A 19,658-nucleotide genomic window follows, 5' to 3' on the forward strand; every position below is an offset into this window, starting at 1 on the left:
AAAAATTAACATTCAAAACCCCTTTGCCTATTTTAGGCAAAGGGGTTTTGATTAATTGTCCGATTGAAAAACCCGGACATAGTCCACAATCATATGCTGAGGAAATGAGGTACTTGCATCCGGTGAACCGGGCCAGTTGCCACCAACGGCAACATTAAAAATAAAGAAAAAGCTCTTTCTAAATTCATCCAGCTGTGCAGGTGTAGTATCTATCACATGGTATTCCTTATTGTCAACCAGCCAACGAATCGCTTGAGAATCCCAAACAATTGAAAACACATGGAATTCATCTGAAAAGGTACCTGACTGTAGTTTGTAACTCCCTCCGAATTCTGCATGTGAACCGTCATGCTCCCAATGAACTGTTCCATGCACCGTATTTTCCCGGCCATTGCCGCCAACCATCTCCATGATATCTATCTCCCCACTGGCTGGCCATCCTTCCGTATTGAAGTTTGAGCCCAGCATCCACAAAGCAGGCCAAATTCCCTGCCCCTTGGGTAAGACAGCCCGGATATCAATCCTTCCATACCTGAACTGCTTTTTGTCTTTGGTGACAATCCTTGATGAGGTATAATTCTTTCCGCCAAAGTCTTCTTTTTTGGCAGTGATGATCAAGTTACCAGCCTTAAATGAGGTGTTTTGGGAACGATAATATTGCAATTCATTATTCCCCCAACCATTTTGACCATTGCCGGTTTCATGACTCCAGCTGTCCAAATCCAGGCTATTCCCTTCAAAATCATCCTCCCAGACCAAGGTCATTCCATCATAGACTTTAGGAGTGCTAAAGCCTGTCGCTGGAATCACCACTTCTAAATTATCTCCTTGGTCAATGGGATTCCCTTCCTCATCAGGAACGCAACAACTAAATCCGAAAATGGAAAAACCAGTCAAGCAAAAAAGCCAGTATTTCATCCAAAATGAAGTTTAAATTGAAAAGGGGACATTTACATGCAAGCATGTAAATGTCCCCCAGCAAATAAATTATTCAGAAATAAGTTTGAATGTCCACCAAACTCCAGACCCGGTTTCAATATGTAGAGTCATTCTTTTAACCCCGGCATTCTCCGTCAGGCTGACAACTTGATAGGTAACATCATTTGGCACGACAACGCTGGGAAGTTCTCCGGCATTTACGGCCTTGGCAAGACCAACATGAGCGCCTTGTCCAGTTAACTTCAAAGTAGCTCCATCGTATTGGTATCCATAGCTACCTGATCCATCATGGGGTGCAATTGGAGCTCCACAGCCATCGGCTGCAACGCCTTGCCAGGCCTCCAACCAGGTTTCTGATCCCATATCCATAGAGAAAGTACCATCTGCTTCGAATGTATACACGTCATCAAAAAAGCAGGATCTTGTGGTTACATCTTGAGCGGAATTTGACCACCACTCTTGACTTCCTGCTGTAGGACCAACCGCCAAAGCGCCTTCAACAGGTTCCATTTTCCAATTCCCCACCAAGGCGGAAATTGCTGGAGCTCCTGAGATCAATTTAAACTCCCACCAAACACCAGAACCTGCTTCAATTCTAAGGGTCATTTTTCTTGTATCTCCCACTTGGGACTGTTCTACAATGGTATAAGCAATTTGATCTGCCACTGCAGCACCATTGGAAATTTCTCCGGAGTTATTGACCTTGGCCAGCCCCAAATGAGCTCCCTCGCCAATTAAGGTTAAGGTTGTGCTAGTGTAGGTATACGTGTAGGATCCTGAGCCGTCAAAAGGTGCAATCGGTGCCCCGCAACCATCCGCTGCCACACCTTGCCAAGCCTCTACCCAAGTGGAGCTACCCATATTGATGTCAAATTTGCCATCGGCATTGAATGTATAGATATCATCGAAAAAGCAGGCCCTAGCTGTAACATCACCTGCACTGTTTTGCCACCACTCAGCACTTCCAGGCGTAGGACCAACTTTCATGGCCCCAGCTACAGGTTCCATGGTCCATTCCCCAGTGATATCAAAGTCAGGTCTGGCCAAACCAACCTTAAAAGAGAGGTTTTCCGTGCTTTGATTCCCATTACTATCCAGAACCAAAATATCCAGGTTGTAGTCTCCAGGTTCAAATCCACCCGGAATCAAAATCGTTACTTTTTCAGAATCACCGGTCAAATCTTGGGAACCTGAAAAAACTGTACTACCTCCTTGAGTGCCTGATGGAGTAGAACTACTAACAAGAGTAATTGTATAGGAAAAACTTGCTAAAGTACTTATAGTCCCTTTGTCAACGCCGTCTGTTAAAGTAACTTCAAGTTTGAAGTCTTCACCTTCAGTCAAACCGCTGGTAATGGCACCTAGGGAAATCTTGGGAGGATTATCCACAACCGGGACCTCCGAAAAATTATTGTCACAGCCCCATACTAGGCCTAAGGACAATATTAAAGCTGAGAATTTTAGAAACTGTCTTTTCATCTTTTTATTTGTTTAAATGATCAGATAGCCTGTCTTACATGGCAAAAAACGCCTCAATGGCGATCATGACATGCTCGATTTCAAAGGTTATTTGGATGGCTAAAGCTCTTCATCTAACTTTTGAGATACAAAAATCTCCCCCCTACAAGAATTCATCAACTAGAAAAAAACAATACATCAAAAATTCATCAATTCAGTCAAAAAGTTGCTAATACATTCAGTATTAAACATTTTGTAATGAAATCAAATTCACAATTAAAAAAAGGTAATTTCTCACTTTTGATGAATCTCACCAAGACGAAAATAAAGCTGAACAGCAAAGTTGTGATATTCCTTATTGGAATGATTCTGTCTGTAAATTCCCTAAGCGCCCAAAATTCCGGCGATTTTCAGGGCTTGCCTTTCATTACAAATTATGAAGCCTCCACCTATAAGGCAGGAATACAAAATTGGGATATCATTCAGGATAATGCCGGTAGGTTATTCGTCGCCAACAATCTGGGGCTTTTGGAATTTGATGGAAAATCATGGAATAGATACGGACTAAACAACACCAAAGTCCGATCAGCCTTTTTTGGAATAGACGGTAAAATCTATGTGGGAAGTCAGGCTGATTTCGGGTATCTCTCCTCAGATGAAACCGGCCAACTTCAATACACCTCCCTCGCTGACAGCTTGCCTTCATCCGTTCGGGACTTTGACGAAACATGGAAAGTGTTTGGGGTAGGAAATCAAATCTATTTTTGCACATTCAAACGAATCTATAGCTATGATGGAAGAGAAATCAAGGTTATCGATTCTGACCGTAGACTGGACATTTCCTTCCAAGTGGACAATCTGCTCTATACGCAGATTTCCGACAGTGGACTTTTTCAAATCAAGCCTGAAGGCTTTGAATTGATCCGAAACGGTGATTTTTTCAAGGATAAGAGAATTTCAAACATCCTGAACTATGAGCAAGATCAATGGCTGATCACCACCTTTTCCCATGGAGCATATTTGTACGATGGAACTATAAAACCATTTCCATTGAGTGAAGATTTCTGGAAGGATGAATTTCTGATCAATTATAGCACCCGGCTCAAAAATGGAAATATTGCTTTAGGCACCCAAAATGCAGGCATATTTGTTTTGGACAAAGGAGGTAATTTGGTTCTACACCTTGACAAAAATTCAGGCTTGATGGATTTGACCATCAACTACATCTACGAGGACGAACAACAGAATCTATGGTTGGCGATGAACAATGGAGTCGCACGAATTGATCTCCATTCTCCATTCACCAAAATCGATAATCGCATGGGGATTTCCGGAGCAGGATATGCTGCCTTAAAAAAGGACAAGGAATTCTATTTAGGCACCAATAATGGACTTTTTGTTTGGAAAGATGGCAAAACTGACTTTGTGAAAGGAAGTGCCGGACAAGTTTATTCCGTTCAGGATATTAACGGGAAAGTAATTCTCGGACATCACAACGGGACTTTTTTGATTGAAAACCAACAAGCCCGAAAAATTTCAGAAGAACAGGGAGCCTGGATTTTGAAGCCCATCCCCAATAGACCCAACTTTTTCATTCAGGGAACCTACACCGGGTTAAATCTTTTTGAATGGAAAAATGAAAGTTTGGCCTTCATCAAGAAAATCCAGGGATTCAATGAATCTTCCAGAGTCATGGAATTTGACGGGAATACTTTATGGGTCGCCCATGGTTACAAGGGGGTTTTTAAAATTCGGTTTAATGAGGATTACACTGAAGTCATAGAAAGAAAACTCTACAACAGCGCCCAAGGATTCCCCAATGACGTTTTAATCAATGTATATAAGATTTCCAACCGATTGATTTTCACTGCAAATGGCGGATTTTATGGATACGAGCTCAACAGTGATTACTTCAAGCCATTGAATGAGTTCAATGATTTATTCGGATATGGAACGGTGATGGCTGACATGGAAGCGGATGATATTGGCAATTTGTACTTTATAGAACAAACAAAGCTTGGGGTCATCAAACCCCAAAGCAATCACAAACTGAAGGTACACTCAACTCCTTTCAATAAAATCCGAAGCTTTTGGAATGATGATCTGGCCAACATTATCGCCTTGGACAATCAAAATATCCTGATTGGCGGTAAACAGGGATTTATCCATTACAGGCCCCAACTGGACATCCCCAATTCGGATAAGCCAAAAATTATTTTCCGGGAAATTTCCAATTGGGGAAAAGAAAACAAACTTTTATTTGCGGGCCATAAGAAGGAGTTGGAACAATCCGAAAATCAGAATCCTCCTAGTTTCAGTTTTTCCCAAAACTCTTTCAGCTTCGATTATGTAGCCCCTCATTTTGAAAGCGGAGATGAGATTCTGTATCAATATAAACTTGAAAATTTTGATGAGGACTGGTCCACCTGGACCGCGGAAAACAAAAAAGGCTACACCAACTTACGGGAAGGGGATTACATATTTCGTGTTCGTGCCAAAACTATATTTGATGATGTCACAGAGGAAATCGAATTTCCCTTTCAAATCTCGCCGCCCTTTTACCGAACATATGTTGCCTACCTGATCTATGGGGGTTCCATATTTTCAATCTTAATGGTTGGTTTCAAGTGGCTGGACAGGAGACATAAAAGCGAAACCAAACAATTGGAACTGGAAAAAAACAAAGCCTTAAAGCGGAAAGACAATGAAATCGAGTCATTGACGCAGAAGTCCGAAAGAGAGATAATGGCACTAAAAAACGCCAAACTCCAAGCCGATGTAGAGTTGAAAAACCAGGAGCTTACTTCTTCAGCTATGCACCTGATCCAGAAAAACCAATTGCTCACAACCGTAAAAAATTCCTTAAAGACACTTGCCAAGGATGAGAAAGCAAAGTTAATGAACAGCCAACTCAACCGGCTGATCAAGTCCATTGACAAGGATTTGGAAGGAGGTCAGGAATGGTCCCAATTTGCCGAAAACTTTGATCAGGTTCATGGAAATTTCATCACCCGACTCAAAGAGCGGTATCCGGAACTCACACCCCAGGAAATCAAGTTCAGCGCCTACATTCGAATGAATCTCAACACCAAAGAAATAGCTAATCTCTTGGGTATTTCAGTTAGGGGAGTTGAAATCGGTCGCTATCGGGTCAGAAAAAAGCTTGGACTTACCCGAAAAGACAACCTCAGTGATTTTCTACTTAGATTTTAGGCAATTTGTCAGAGAAAAGCCGATTACTAAGGTCTAGCTTTGTGGAAATTGAAAATTAACGGATAGTCTATATCATTCGAGTCCTTCAAACAAAATCCCATAGCTGAGTGCCGTTTAAGCTTGAATTAAAAAAAGCGATGATTTGGAGTAGGCTCTAACTTTTATGCATAAAAAAAGCCGATCATTTCTGATCGGCTTCGTAGTAGCGGGAACAGGACTCGAACCTGTGACCTTCGGGTTATGAGCCCGACGAGCTACCAACTGCTCCATCCCGCGATATATTTTTAGGCTTTTAAACCTTTATTTCTTTCTTCAATCGCCCTTCCGGCGAATTGTGATACAAAGGTAAGGACAAACTCTCAAAAATCAAGTACCTTTGTGAAAAATTTAATTGGAATGATCACTCAAAAACACCAAGCAGGATTCGTCAACATCATCGGAAAGCCCAATGTGGGCAAATCCACGCTGATGAATATTTTGGTGGGCGAGCGTCTTTCCATCATTTCTTCCAAAGCCCAGACCACACGCCACCGGATCTTGGGGCTGATCAACTCGGATCAATATCAGATCGTGTTTTCCGATACCCCGGGGATGCTCAAGCCTCAGTATGAGCTGCACAAAAGCATGATGAATTTCGTCAATCTTTCCCTGGAAGATGCCGATATCATACTTTTCGTAACTGACCTTTTTGAAAATGATGCAGAAATAGAATCCATCATCGAGCGGATCAACAAATCCGGTATTCCGGTAATTCTGGTCATTAATAAAATAGATCTGGCCAAAGAAGGACAGTTGGACGAAGTGACCAAATATTGGACGGACCGGATCAAAGCAGATACCATCATCCCTGTATCCGCCAAGGAAAAATTCAATACGGAGCGAATTCTACAGGAAATTCTGGATAGGCTACCGGAACATCCCCCTTTTTATGACAAGGAGGAACTAACTGACCGACCTGAAAGGTTCTTTGCTTCCGAGATCATCCGGGAAAAGATCTTTAAAAACTACAAAAAGGAAATCCCATACAGCACAGAAGTAGGGATCGAGGATTTTCACGAGGACGAAAAAATCATCCGAATCCGTGCCACCATTTTCGTAGAGCGAAACAGCCAAAAGGGCATCATCATTGGTGAAAAGGGCAAAATGCTGAAAAAAGTCGGTATTGAAGCCCGGGAAGAACTGGAAGCCTTTTTTGGAAAGCAGGTTCATCTCGAGACCTTTGTCAAGGTGGAACCCGATTGGAGAAAAAATAAACTGAAACTGAAAAAATTTGGGTACGACCCATCCTAATCATGGCAAATATTGTAGCAATTGTAGGAAGACCTAACGTAGGCAAATCCACCCTCTTCAACAGACTAGTGGAAGAGCGAAAAGCCATTGAGGATAATATGAGTGGTGTCACAAGAGACCGCCACTATGGACATGCCCAATGGTCAGGCAAGTTTTTCTCCGTGATCGATACAGGAGGATACGTTACTGGCTCAGATGACATTTATGAAGCTGAAATCCGAAAGCAGGTAAAACTTGCTATTGAGGAATCTGATGTAATCCTTTTTGTCGTGGACTGCCATGACGGATTGACGGATTTGGACAAGGAATTTGCCAATGAACTCCGCTCCACCCAAAAACCCATCTACATTGTAGCAAATAAGGCAGACAACCTGGAAAAGTCTCTTATGGCAAATGAGTTTTATGCACTTGGCCTGAGCGATTTTGAAATTTTCCCAATTGCCGCAATCAGCGGAAGTGGAACAGGCGAATTACTGGATGCGGTTATCACCCATTTTGAAGAGGAGGGAGAAGAAGATCCAGATGCCGGAATTCCAAAAATTTCCATTTTGGGAAGACCCAACGTAGGAAAATCCTCTTTCCTCAATGCATTGCTAGGAAAGGAACGATCCATTGTAACCGATGAAGCCGGTACCACCCGGGATGCGATTCACACCAGATACAAGCTTTTCGGGCAGGACTTTATCATCACCGATACGGCAGGAATCCGTAAAAAAGCCAAGGTGAAGGAAGACATAGAATTCTACTCTGTCATGCGTTCCCTTCGGACTTTGGAAGAATCTGATGTCATCATCATTATGGTGGATGCTTCCCGTGGACTGGAAGCTCAGGACATCAACCTGATCGGCTTGGCTATCAAAAACAATAAGGGAGTCATGATCATGGTCAATAAGTGGGATTTGATCGAAAAGGACCACAAGACCATGAATCGAATTAAGGATGAAATGCTGGATCGCCTGGGAGAAAACAAATGGATCCCTATCATTTTCACTTCCGTCACTGAAAAGCAGCGGATTTTCCAGGCAATTGAATTGGCGGTGAAGGTTTATGAAAACAAAAACCGTAGAATCCCTACTTCCAAACTCAACGAAGCCCTACTTCCCGAAATTGAAAAATATCCTCCGCCGGCATGGAAAGGTAAGTACATTAAAATCAAATATGTAACCCAATTGCCTACCAAAAACCCGGTTTTTGCCTTCTTCTGTAACCTGCCCCAATACATCAAAAATCCTTACACCAGATTTTTGGAGAACAGACTCAGAGAAAACTTTGACTTTGAGGGAGTTCCTGTTAAAATCATTTATAAAAACAAATAAAAAATATTTGAACGGTCATTGCTTTATTAACTGAAGTTACAATACCTTTGCACTGTAATTAAGAAAACCACAAAAAATGAAAAAGGTATTTGCAATTTTCGCAATCGCTGGCTTGTTCGCTACTGCATCTTGCGGCAACAAAGAAGTTAAGGAAGAAGCTACTGAAGTAGTGGAAATCGTTGACGAAACAACAACTGAAGAGGCTGTCGAGGTAGTTGAAGAAACTACTGATTCTACTGCTGTAGTAGTTGAAGAAGTTGTGGAAGAAGTAAAATAATTTCTTTCCTTCCCAAAAATTGAGAGTCCCGAAATCGGGACTCTTTTTTTTGATAAAAGGTAAATACACTGGCAAGTCTCCTATCTAAAAATTCCCTCTAAGGGTAAATTCAAATTTCTCCAACTTGATGAAGTTTTGTACTTTTCCCTATGAATTCCACGGAACAACTCCGGCAAATCCTTTCCCGTCATCTACCTATTTCAAGTATTGATTATTGCATTGAAATTTGGGAGAAAAAACCTTTTCATTTTACGGTAACCCGAGCCCGAAAAACCAAATTAGGAGATTTCCGCTACCGTAAAGACCGTAGCATCCAAACTATCACGATCAACGGAGACCTCAACCCCTATCAATTTCTCCTTACCTATATCCATGAGGTAGCCCATTTGCATGCTTTTCTTGCCTATGGAATGAAAATCCCTCCTCATGGATCCGAATGGAAAAAGACTTTCCAATTTTTAATTTCACCCCTTCTAAGAGCGGAGATTTTTCCGAAAAATATATTAATCCCTCTCAGCCTTCACATGAAAAACCCAATGGCAAGTTCGGCAAGGGATCTTTTCCTAATGAAGGAAATGAGCAAATATGACAAAACTAGCGAGGATTGCCCCCAGGTGTTTCTTTCAGATCTGAAACCTGGAATTCAATTTGAGCTTTCGGGAAGAATATTCAAAAAAGGAGAAACAAGACGGACCCGAGTTCTATGTGAAGAAGTTAAAACTGGAAGAAAATATTTGATAGCACAATTGGCCAAGATCAAACCTTTAGATTAGAATCAAAAGTCTGCCAACTGGTCACTGCTACTGCACACTGAACCTATTCTTTTTCCTCTCCTATTTGATTTTCCGGCTGAGAAAAATCCTTAGGTTGTGGCAACTCCTGAATGGTGTTGATCCCAAAATACTCCATAAACTTACCGGAAGTCCCATAAATCAAAGGGCGTCCAATATTCTCCGACTTCCCTTTGATCTCGATCAGCTCCTTTTCCAGTAATTTCTGTATGGAATAGTCGCTGTTGACTCCCCGGATTTGCTCCACTTCTCCCTTAGTGATGGGTTGCTTATAGGCAATGATGGATAAGGTCTCGAGTTGTGCTGTGGAAAGGCGCTTTTGAGATTGCTGTTTCAGTAAAATGCCAATACTGGTTTGGTATGCAGGCTTGGTAAGAAATTGGTAACCTCCCCCTAGATGCTCCAAAGCAAAGGAAAAATCATCCTGTTGATATTTTTCACCAAGCTCTTGAATGGCCTGTTCAATATGCTCCATTGGCACTTCAGCCTCAAACATTTCGGTCAGACATTTCTGGATTTCACCCAGGCCCAATGGCCCTGGACTACAAAAGATCAATGCCTCAATATGCCTGTGCAGGAACTCCAAAACTTACTTCTTTGCCAATTTTGCTTCAATGGAATGCATGGTGTGAGGAACAGCTTTCAAACGCTCTTTTGAGATCAGTTTACCTGTATCCACACAAACCCCATAGGTTCCATTTTTGATTCGGATCAGGGCATTTTCAAGATTGATAATAAACTTTTGCTGTCGGGAAGCCAATTGGTTCAAACTTTCCCTTTCCAAAGTATCTGCCCCATCTTCCAATAATTTAGAAGTAGAAGCCGTAAAATCAGTCCCGCTATCGTTTTTCTTGCTCAATGTTTCCTTCAGAGTATGCAATTCCTCTTTGGCTACAGCAAGTTTTTGCAAAATTAGCTCTTCAAATTCCTTCAGTTCTTCCGGAGAATAAGCTGTTTTTCCTTCCTGACTCATAATAAAACTTTTAGATGGTAATACGTGGACGTGAATTTTACATTAAAGTTCCCTAAAATACACGGAGCGCTCGGAATTACAAAAATTTAAAATCTGCCTATTATCAAAATTAATCGTTGGGTTTGCGCTATTCGCCGATTTTTCCCCTATTTAGAGCTCAAGTTCAAGTAATTATTACCCATGAAAAAAATACTTCTCAGTCTTGGCATTGCAGGATTTCTTTTTACTTCCTGTACAGAAAGCTCAACAGATCAAGCTGTTCCCGAAAAGGAAAGTTCTAAGTCGGAATTTGCCTTAGCTATCCACGGAGGTGCCGGAACCATCAAAAAGGAAAATATGACTCCCGAACAGGATGCGGAGTACAGGGCCAAGCTCAAAGAATCCCTGGATGCAGGCTTTGCCGTCCTAGAAAATGGAGGCAGTTCCTTGGATGCCGTAATCGCTGCTGTAAAAGTCATGGAGGACAGTCCTCTGTTCAATGCGGGAAAGGGCGCTGTATTTACCAATGAAGGAAAAAATGAATTGGACGCAGCAATCATGTATGGAGCAGACCGAAATGCCGGAGCCGTAGCAGGGATCACCACTGTTAAAAACCCCATCACTGCCGCCCGAGCAGTCCTAGAAAACTCTCCCCACGTATTTATGATCGGAAAAGGTGCCGAGCAATTTGCGGCAGAACAAAACCTAGAGTTAGTTGATCCCTCTTACTTCTTTACACAACACAGGTTCGAACAACTGGAGAAAATCAAGGAAACGGAAAAGACTCAATTGGACCACAGCGCCCTTTTGGAATTGGAATTGGAAGACCCATTTTTCAAGGATAGAAAATTCGGAACAGTTGGCGCCGTTGCACTTGACAAAAATGGAAATATCGCCGCTGCTACCTCTACAGGAGGCATGACCAATAAACGCTATGGACGAGTTGGGGATGTTCCGATTATAGGAGCTGGAACCTATGCTGACAATGAAACCTGCGCGGTCTCTGCAACCGGACATGGGGAATTCTTCATACGAACAGTCGTAGGCCATGAAATTGCTTCCATTATGCGCTATGGAGGCAAATCCCTTCAGGAAGCTGCAGATGAGGTAGTAATGGGCCAACTTGTGAAAATCGGAGGCTCAGGCGGGATCATATCCATAGACAAAATGGGAAATATTGCCATGCCATTCAATTCCGAGGGAATGTATCGAGGCTACCGAAAAGCCGGAGAAGAGGCAAAAACCTTCATTTACAAAGACGATAAATAAACTCGATTAGAAAAGGAGAGCCGTTTGAAATCTTTCAAACGGCTTTTTTTATTAAAAAACACTCTAATTAAAGCCTTTCGGCTACTACAATTGTCTTCTTTATGGTTCGGAGCTCTCCATCTAGGTTATATAGCTCAACCAACAATATATAATAACCCGGCCGTACTTTTTTGCCGGCACCATCAGTCCCTGTCCAAGTGAAAAAACCCTCTGTTCCCAGAATTTCATTTTGAGCCAAGGCCTGCACCAATCTTCCTCCCAAATCATATATCCTAAATGAGCCAACCCATCCATTTTGTCCCAATTGGTACCGGATGGCCGCAAACGTATTCCCATTACTACCCTCTGGATCAAATATACCCGGATCAATTTGTATCAGTTCCCCTTCAAACTCCCCGGGAATCAGTTGGGAATTTTTCCTCCCTGGGGTAGCATACTCCTCCACACCGGATGCCGAATGCCAGTTGGATGGAATATCCGCAGAGGTTTCTGTAGAAATCCTTTCTAAGGAAACCCCCTTGGGATCCCTCAACAAGGGATGATGCAAGTCTTCGGAGTAAGCAAATGATTCAGAGATTTGAGTATCGGAATCCAACAAGACCACTGTACCACCCGCTATGGGATAACTGGGAAGAGATGGTAGAATATGGAAGTTTGCTGAAGAAGATTTGGGATACTCCAATTGTAACCTTCCTCCATCCGTGGTGATCACCAAATACTGGCCAGGTGCCAGGACTAAGCCTTTGTCCGACAATTTTCTAATCTGATCCGGGAATCCCATTTCGTTCCTATTGGCCAAAGCCCAGTCCCCAATTTCAAGATGCTTCTCAGTGGGATTGTATAGTTCCACGAATTTGGGGCTTCCACTTCTGGGATTGAAAAGCAATTCATTAATCAAAATCTCTCCGGACCTCGCCACTGTTGGGCGGATGATCTCAAAAGGATCATCCTGTTCCAAAAGATTACCGGAACAGTCACTCAAATCGGAAAGCTGAAGTAAAACCAATTCGTTTTCAGAAAAGGGAATGGTAAAGTATAGCTGAGCCTGACTCTGTAAAACCTGGACAGAATCCAGCCCCACTTCAATGGAAAAGGTGAAATTTTCCAGGCTTATATCCTGGGAAATAGGTTCAGAAAAATCCAATATCATTAAAGTGTCAGACAAAAAACGATAAGCCAGCAGCTCAGGACCTTTTAGATCGGGAGTATCATCAAAAATGGAGTTTTGTCTACCGGGTGTCCCCCTATTCGGATCAAATGAAGCTTTTAGAAGACCAGACTGATCACAGGAAAAATAGGGATTAACCACCTCGAGACTGTATCCACCGCCACTCAATTCACTTGATCCCCATGATGAAGTAGTATAATTCAAGCGGTCAATCAATTTGCCCTGATCATCCCTCAGTAACACTTCATCCCCTGAATTCAATAAAGTAGGCCATGAGCTTAAGCCGAGGACAGCACCAAATTCTTCCAACAAACCTATTTGACTTTCTGGAGCCAAAATCAGGAACTCCCCGGGATTGAGCCAGCGATCCCCAAGCAAAGTACCGCTTCGGGAGTTGGACAAGTTCAGGCCTTCCAATCGAAATGGATAAGCTCCGGTATGAAACAATTCAATGTATTCAACATTGGGCAAGGGATTCTCAGCCCTAGGGGATGGCATCAGCTCATTAATTACCAAAGCCTTTGCTGGGATCAAGCTTGGATCAGAAAATTCAAAATTCAAGATCGTGTCTTTCAGAAAATTCCCAGCCAAATCCGGAATTTGTTTCACTTCCAGTTGATATGATTTTCCAGTTACTAACATCTCCCCAAAACGAAGTAAAACCAAGGAGCCGGATTTTAAGATTGCTTGTTCCGGCTCCATTCCGTCTAGCTTGTAATTCAGTTGGATTTGGGAAAAAACCGGGTCTATTGCTTCGGTAAATTGAAGTTCCACTTCCATTGCATCAAAACCTCTTACCCAACTTACTTGGGGAAGTACCAAATCCTCCTCAAATTCCCCAAATTCAAAATCATCCATAATCCATCTGGCACAGGTCCCCGAACCCGGACCATAGCGGATTTCCAATTTGAAAAAGAGGGATTCCGAGCTTTGAAAAGAAGAAGGAACAGGGATTTCAAATTTCTTATACTCCCCATTTTCATTTGGAAACTCGCTTTCAGATCCAAGGAGTACAGCTTCCGTAAATGTCCCTTCCAAGCTTTCAGCCCAAGAATAATAAACCAAGGCAGGACGATTTCCAGTCCCGTTTTGAAAGGTTTTAGCCCAGAAAACCAACTTTGGATTTTGAAAGTCACTTGGATTCAAGCTGACGAACAGTTCCCCATCAAAGGTTGATATTGGCTGCACAGCTAAAGCCCTGCTCCCGTCTTTTCCTTGGGAATTCAATTGAAAAATCCGGGAGGAAGTACTCCTAACCTGATTGCCCTTCCAACCTGGAAGAAATTCTTCAGGATAACTGAGAATTTCGAAATCAGACTCAAAATCCTGCCGATAATTTTGGCCAACAGCAATCTGAGCCAGACCTAAAAAAAAGTACAGCAACGAGAATGAATAGATTTTAAAAAAGAAGCCAATCACAAAAAATGAATTAAAAAACCTTACCTAAATATATAAAAGAATTGAGAATTTTTAACGCCTCCTGCCAAAATCAGAAATTCCCCTATATTTTTTCTCAGATTATCCTGAAAATGAATGCTTAGCCCTTACTTTTGCATTCCGAATCAGTTAACCTATTAAAACTAATGAAATTAGCAGTGGTTGGAGCCACCGGACTGGTAGGCTCAGAAATTCTCGAAGTGCTTGATGAGCACAACTTCCCTTATGACGAACTTCTTTTGGTTGCCTCTGAGCGATCAGTAGGCAAACAAATTGAGTATAAAGGAAAAAAATATACGGTAATAGGTTTAGCGGATGCTGTTTCCCAGAAACCTGATGTAGCAATCTTCTCCGCAGGAGGAAGCACTTCTTTGGAGTGGGCACCAAAATTTGCTGAAGTAGGCACCATTGTAATCGACAACTCCTCTGCTTGGAGAATGGATCCCAGCAAAAAATTGGTGGTTCCGGAGATTAATGCAAAAGAACTCACCAAAGAAGATAAGATTATAGCAAACCCCAACTGCTCCACTATTCAGATGGTGTTGGCATTGGAGCCTTTGCGCCAGCGATATGGCATCAAAAGAATTGTGGTTTCTACCTATCAGTCTGTAACAGGAACCGGAAAGGCTGCTGTAGATCAAATGATGGCGGAGCGTGCCGGAGAAACCCCTGAAATGGTTTATCCTCACAAGATTGATATGAACGTTCTTCCCCATATCGATGTATTTCAGCCAAACGGCTACACGAAGGAGGAAATGAAGATGATCAATGAAACCAAAAAAATCTTCTCTGACGACACGATCCAGGTAACTGCCACCACAGTTAGAATCCCTACCATGGGTGGACACTCTGAATCAGTTAACGTGGAATTCAAAGAGGATTTTGATCTGGATGAGGTGAGAAAATTACTTGCCGAAACTCCAGGTGTAGTTGTTCAGGACGATCCTGCCAACTTCCTTTATCCCATGCCGATTACAGCTCATAAAAAGGACGAGGTATTTGTAGGAAGGCTGAGAAGAGACGAATCACAGGGGAACACCCTCAACATGTGGATCGTAGCTGATAACTTGAGAAAAGGAGCTGCAACCAATGCCGTTCAGATCGCGGAATACGTGGTTGCAAATGGCCTAGTATAATGCATATCAGCGATTTTCATAGCGCTGAATTCCAACAATTTGTGCAGGATCATCTTCAGGAAGATCCTGCACTTTTACTTTTAAAATATCAGGGAAAAGTCAATTTTGAGCTGAAAGCAGCCGTACAGCAAATTGCTGCCAGACAAAAGGTTGCCAAAAAATTGCCGGAATGGACAGGAAACCCGGCCATAATCTACCCTGCCTCGATTTCCCTGGAGCAGTGTTCTTCAGAAGAAACTGCCAAATTCAAAGCAGAGGGAGAATCGGGTAAGCTAATGATCGATCTTACAGGAGGATTTGGAGTAGACGCCTATTTCTTATCAAAAGGTTTTGAAAAGGCAGTTTATTGCGAGCAGCAGGAGGAACTTTTTCAGATTTCCAGCTTTAACCTTAAACAATTAGCCCCTGGGAAATTTGAGTTTTATCAGGGAGACGGACTGGCACTTTTAAAAGAGACTAAACTCCATTTTGACCTCATTTATGCCGATCCTGCCCGTCGCGGAAAAGGAAATCAAAAGCTCTACAAAATTCAGGATTGTGAGCCAGATTTGGTTTCAGCTTGGGATTTGTTAACTCTAAAATCAGATCGGATTCTCCTGAAATATTCACCAATGCTGGATATTTCCCAAGCCTTGGAAGAGATTCCGGCAATCCAGAGAATCACGGTATTATCTGTTAAAAACGAAGTAAAGGAATTGCTTCTTCATTGGGACAAGCAAGCAATAAATCAAAGCCCGCAGATAACGGTCCAGGATCTAGGAAGTAACATGCCTGAATTTTCCTTTTCCACTGAGGAGGAAGAACAAGCATTATCGGAATTTGGGGAGGCAGAAAAATACTTGATTGAACCTCTGAGTGGTATCTTAAAAGCCGGCGCATTTAAATTATTTGGGAAGCGGTTTGGCTTGAAAAAACTGGAGAAAAACAGCCATCTCTATACCTCCTTCGAAACCCCAAAGAATATTCCGGGAAGAGTATTCGAAATCTTGGAAGAAATACCGCCGAAAAAGCAGGAACTCAAAAAGCGCTTCCCCAATGGGAAAGCCAATGTACTTACCAGAAATTACGCCTCTGGATCTGAGGAATTGAAAAAGAAATTCGGTTTGAAAGACGGAGGTGAGGACTATTTGATCGGCACAAAAACCCAAAGCGGGTTTAAGATTTTTTGGTGCAAAAGGGTAAAATAAAAAAAGTGAAGGATTACTCCTTCACTTCTTCATAGTCTACATATTCTCCGCCTTGGATATCCTTGTGGCGTTTTTCCTTATGTTCTTTAGGGATAAAGTCCACATTCACTTCTTCTTTTGGTCTTGAACTAGACTGACGGGCTCTTTGCTGCTCACGCTCCATTTCTGCTACCTGCTGGGCGAATCTCGCCAACTTGGTTCTAAGAAAATACCGGATCAACTGGCCCAAAAGCCATCCAACACCTAAAATTATTACAAGAAATTTTACCAAAACGGATTAGATTTTTATTCGAAATTACCTGCTCAGGTATAAGTTACGCTCAGCATAGATTTTCAAGAAATAATCATCCATCAGATCATCGATAAAATAGATCGCTTCTCCGGTGGATTTCATTTCAGGACCGAGCTCCTTATTCACATTCGGGAATTTGTGGAATGAGAAAACAGGCTCTTTGATTGCATAACCCTTTTTCACAGGTTTGAATTCAAAATCCGTCACTTTTTTCTCTCCAAGCATCACCTTAGTCGCATAATTCACATAAGGTTCCTGGTAGGCCTTACAGATAAAAGGTACGGTTCGCGAAGCTCGTGGGTTTGCCTCGATCACATAAACCTTATCGTTTTTGATCGCAAACTGGATATTGATCAAACCTACAGTTTTCAAAGCCAAAGCGATTTTCTCTGTATAAGTTTCGATTTGTCGGATTACCAAGTCACCCAAGTTATAGGGAGGTAGAACTGCATAGGAATCTCCAGAGTGGATACCTGCTGGCTCAATGTGCTGCATGATACCGATGATGTAGACATTTTCTCCATCACAAATGGCATCAGCCTCTGCCTCAATCGCTCCTTCCAGGAAGTGGTCTAGCAAGATTTCATTGTTCGGGATATCCTTCAGCACGTTCACTACATGCTCTTCAAGCTCCTTCTCATTGATTACAATCTTCATACCCTGACCACCCAATACATAGCTTGGACGAACCAAAAGCGGGAAGCCAATGGTTTTACAAAGCTCCAATGCCTCATCGGTATTGTGAATCGTACCGAATTCTGGATAAGGAACATTGTTTTCTTTCAAAAGCGTGGAGAACAAGCCTCTGTCCTCTGCAAGATCCAAAGCCTCAAAGCTGGTTCCGATGATCTTGATTCCGTATTTGGAAAGCTTTTCAGCCAATTTCAAAGCTGTCTGCCCTCCCAACTGCACGATTACACCTTCAGGCTTTTCATGCAGGATGATTTCATAAATATGCTCCCAGAATACCGGTTCAAAGTACAACTTGTCCGCGATATCAAAGTCTGTGGATACAGTCTCCGGGTTACAGTTGATCATGATGGTTTCATAGCCGCATTCCTTTGCAGCCAGTACGCCATGCACACAGGAATAGTCAAACTCAATCCCTTGGCCCACACGGTTAGGTCCAGAACCTAGCACGACTATTTTTTTGCGGTCTGATTGCTTGGATTCGTTTTCCTCACCGAAGGAAGAATAATAGTAAGGAGTCTGGGCTTCAAATTCCGCAGCACAGGTATCCACGAGTTTATACACCCGCTTGATCCCCATTTCTTCATAGCGCTTATTGAATACCTCACTTTCCATACATCCCAGCAAATGGGCAATTTGACGGTCTGCATACCCTTTTTTCTTGGCAAGATCCATCAATTCAAATGGAATGGTATTGATGTCGAATTTCTCGATTTCTGCTTCTAAGTGAATCAATTCCTCGATTTGCTTGAGGAACCATTTGTCGATTTTAGTCAAGTCATGGATAGTCCTGAAGGAAATACCCAGCTTGAACGCATCATATACATGGAAAAGCCTGTTCCAGCTTGGGTTTGCCAGAGAGTACAGAATCTTTTCCTGATCTCTAAGTTCTTTTCCATCTGCTCCCAATCCGTTTCTCTTGATTTCCAGAGATTGACAGGCTTTTTGCAGCGCTTCCTGGAAGTTTCTACCAATACCCATAACCTCACCCACAGCTTTCATGGATAGTCCCAGTCTACGGTCAGAGCCTTTGAACTTGTCAAAGTTCCAACGTGGGATCTTCACGATCACATAGTCAATGGAAGGTTCGAAATATGCAGAGGTAGTTCCGGTAATGGAGTTGGACAATTCATCCAGATTATAACCTACGGCCAATTTCGCCGCAACTTTTGCAATTGGATAACCAGTTGCCTTGGAGGCTAGGGCTGAAGAACGGGATACCCTTGGGTTGATTTCAATCCCGATGATCTCCTGGTTGTCGGGGCTCACCGCAAACTGTACGTTACATCCTCCGGCAAAATTCCCGATGCTGTTCATCATGGTGATCGCATAATTTCTCATGCGCTGATAGACTGTATCAGGAAGTGTCATGGCAGGAGCAACCGTGATGGAATCTCCGGTATGCACTCCCATTGGATCGAAATTTTCGATGGAACAGATCACGATCATGTTGCCGATATTGTCACGCATGACTTCCAGCTCGTACTCTTTCCACCCTAGGATACTTTGTTCGATCAGAACCTCATGCACTGGAGATGCCTGAAGGCCTGCGCTGAGGTATTTTTCAAAATCCTCGGCTTTTTCAACAAAAGCTCCACCTGCACCACCAAGGGTGTAGGATGCACGGATAATCAGTGGAAATCCGATTTCCTGTGCGATTTCTTTACCCTGAAGGAATGAAGTAGCGGTAGCCCCTTTACAGACACCGACTCCGATTTTTTCCATCAGTTCCTTGAATTTCTCGCGGTTTTCAGCGGTATCTATCGCGTCAATATCCACCCCGATCATTCGGACGCCAAAAGCGCTCCAAATCCCGGCTTTATCACAATCAATCGCAAGATTCAAGGCTGTCTGTCCACCCATGGTGGGTAAAACCGCATCGATATCGGGATGATCGTTAAGGATTTTTTTGATGGATTTCTTTTCCAGAGGAAGCAGGTACACGTTGTCTGCGGTCACTGGATCTGTCATGATCGTAGCCGGGTTGGAATTGATCAGAGTCACAGTGATTCCTTCTTCACGAAGGGAGCGTGCAGCCTGAGAACCTGAATAATCAAATTCGCAAGCTTGACCGATGACAATGGGACCTGAACCAATGATGAGAACGTGCTTGATGCTACTGTCTTTAGGCATTAGAGAGGGAGGTTGAAGAGAATATTTTACTTAAGTCCAAATTGGGGCAAAATTATAAAAATATTCCGAAGGGGCACGGTAAAGTTTCAATAAAGTCCAAATCCGGAATT

15 protein-coding genes and 1 tRNA gene are annotated in these 19,658 nt (G+C 42.6%); 8 read left to right on the plus strand and 8 right to left on the minus strand.

Features of this window, described 5'->3' with window-relative positions:
• Window positions 1-51: 51 nt before the first annotated feature.
• The gene (locus P2G54_RS13100; RefSeq protein WP_275871842.1) at window positions 52-918 is read right to left on the minus strand and encodes a glycoside hydrolase family 16 protein; all 867 of its coding nucleotides are present in this window, start codon (window positions 916-918) and stop codon (window positions 52-54) included.
• 69 nt (window positions 919-987) lie between these two features.
• Window positions 988-2,418, minus strand: a complete 1,431-nt coding sequence (locus P2G54_RS13105) for a hypothetical protein (protein ID WP_275871844.1) — start codon at window positions 2,416-2,418, stop codon at window positions 988-990.
• A gap of 237 nt (window positions 2,419-2,655) precedes the next feature.
• Here P2G54_RS13105 and P2G54_RS13110 point away from each other — a divergent pair, with 237 nt between their 5' ends.
• Entirely contained in the window at window positions 2,656-5,610 is a 2,955-nt protein-coding gene (locus P2G54_RS13110) for a triple tyrosine motif-containing protein (RefSeq protein WP_275871846.1), read from the plus strand.
• A 203-nt stretch (window positions 5,611-5,813) separates the two neighbouring features.
• On the opposite strand, the gene P2G54_RS13115 is transcribed toward P2G54_RS13110, so the two are convergent.
• Window positions 5,814-5,886, minus strand: a tRNA-Met gene (locus P2G54_RS13115).
• Between the two features lie 120 nt (window positions 5,887-6,006).
• Here P2G54_RS13115 and era point away from each other — a divergent pair.
• From era to P2G54_RS13135, 4 genes are all read left to right on the plus strand, one after another.
• A complete protein-coding gene (gene era / locus P2G54_RS13120; RefSeq protein WP_275872141.1) occupies window positions 6,007-6,900 on the plus strand; it encodes a GTPase Era in 894 nt (297 codons plus the stop codon).
• 2 nt (window positions 6,901-6,902) lie between these two features.
• Entirely contained in the window at window positions 6,903-8,216 is a 1,314-nt protein-coding gene (der, locus tag P2G54_RS13125; protein ID WP_275871848.1) for a ribosome biogenesis GTPase Der, read from the plus strand.
• Window positions 8,217-8,292: 76 nt separating this feature from the next.
• Window positions 8,293-8,493, plus strand: coding sequence for a hypothetical protein (locus tag P2G54_RS13130; protein WP_275871850.1), 201 nt, complete (start codon window positions 8,293-8,295; stop codon window positions 8,491-8,493).
• Window positions 8,494-8,642: 149 nt separating this feature from the next.
• Window positions 8,643-9,266 carry a SprT-like domain-containing protein gene (locus P2G54_RS13135; protein ID WP_275871852.1) on the plus strand — a complete coding sequence of 208 codons (624 nt, stop codon included), beginning with the start codon at window positions 8,643-8,645 and terminating at the stop codon, window positions 9,264-9,266.
• Between the two features lie 43 nt (window positions 9,267-9,309).
• Here P2G54_RS13135 and scpB read toward each other — a convergent pair whose 3' ends face one another.
• Window positions 9,310-9,870 carry an SMC-Scp complex subunit ScpB gene (scpB, locus tag P2G54_RS13140; protein WP_275871854.1) on the minus strand — a complete coding sequence of 187 codons (561 nt, stop codon included), beginning with the start codon at window positions 9,868-9,870 and terminating at the stop codon, window positions 9,310-9,312.
• Window positions 9,871-9,873: 3 nt separating this feature from the next.
• A complete protein-coding gene (locus P2G54_RS13145) occupies window positions 9,874-10,257 on the minus strand; it encodes a TraR/DksA C4-type zinc finger protein (RefSeq protein WP_275871856.1) in 384 nt (127 codons plus the stop codon).
• 180 nt (window positions 10,258-10,437) lie between these two features.
• Between P2G54_RS13145 and P2G54_RS13150 the strand changes: the two genes are divergently transcribed.
• Entirely contained in the window at window positions 10,438-11,505 is a 1,068-nt protein-coding gene (locus P2G54_RS13150; protein WP_275871857.1) for an isoaspartyl peptidase/L-asparaginase, read from the plus strand.
• A gap of 67 nt (window positions 11,506-11,572) precedes the next feature.
• Here P2G54_RS13150 and P2G54_RS13155 read toward each other — a convergent pair whose 3' ends face one another.
• Window positions 11,573-14,056, minus strand: a complete 2,484-nt coding sequence (locus P2G54_RS13155; RefSeq protein ID WP_275871859.1) for a lamin tail domain-containing protein — start codon at window positions 14,054-14,056, stop codon at window positions 11,573-11,575.
• Between the two features lie 200 nt (window positions 14,057-14,256).
• On the opposite strand from P2G54_RS13155, the gene P2G54_RS13160 reads away from it, so the two are divergent.
• Together P2G54_RS13160 and P2G54_RS13165 are read left to right on the plus strand one after the other, a co-directional pair.
• On the plus strand, window positions 14,257-15,246 hold the full coding sequence (locus P2G54_RS13160) for an aspartate-semialdehyde dehydrogenase (RefSeq protein ID WP_275871861.1): 990 nt from the start codon (window positions 14,257-14,259) through the stop codon (window positions 15,244-15,246).
• Window positions 15,246-16,433 carry a class I SAM-dependent methyltransferase gene (locus P2G54_RS13165; RefSeq protein WP_275871863.1) on the plus strand — a complete coding sequence of 396 codons (1,188 nt, stop codon included), beginning with the start codon at window positions 15,246-15,248 and terminating at the stop codon, window positions 16,431-16,433. The genes P2G54_RS13160 and P2G54_RS13165 overlap by 1 nt, the downstream gene beginning before the upstream one ends.
• 13 nt (window positions 16,434-16,446) lie before the next feature.
• On the opposite strand, the gene P2G54_RS13170 is transcribed toward P2G54_RS13165, so the two are convergent.
• Together P2G54_RS13170 and carB are read right to left on the minus strand one after the other, a co-directional pair.
• The gene (locus P2G54_RS13170; RefSeq protein ID WP_275871865.1) at window positions 16,447-16,704 is read right to left on the minus strand and encodes a DUF4834 family protein; all 258 of its coding nucleotides are present in this window, start codon (window positions 16,702-16,704) and stop codon (window positions 16,447-16,449) included.
• Between the two features lie 24 nt (window positions 16,705-16,728).
• Window positions 16,729-19,548 (minus strand): carbamoyl-phosphate synthase large subunit, encoded by a 2,820-nt coding sequence (gene carB, locus P2G54_RS13175; RefSeq protein ID WP_275871867.1) that lies wholly within the window; start codon window positions 19,546-19,548, stop codon window positions 16,729-16,731.
• Window positions 19,549-19,658 lie beyond the last annotated feature (110 nt).

The organism is Algoriphagus sp. CAU 1675, assembly GCF_029222925.1.
In the GTDB taxonomy this organism is placed as follows: Bacteria; Bacteroidota; Bacteroidia; order Cytophagales; family Cyclobacteriaceae; genus Algoriphagus.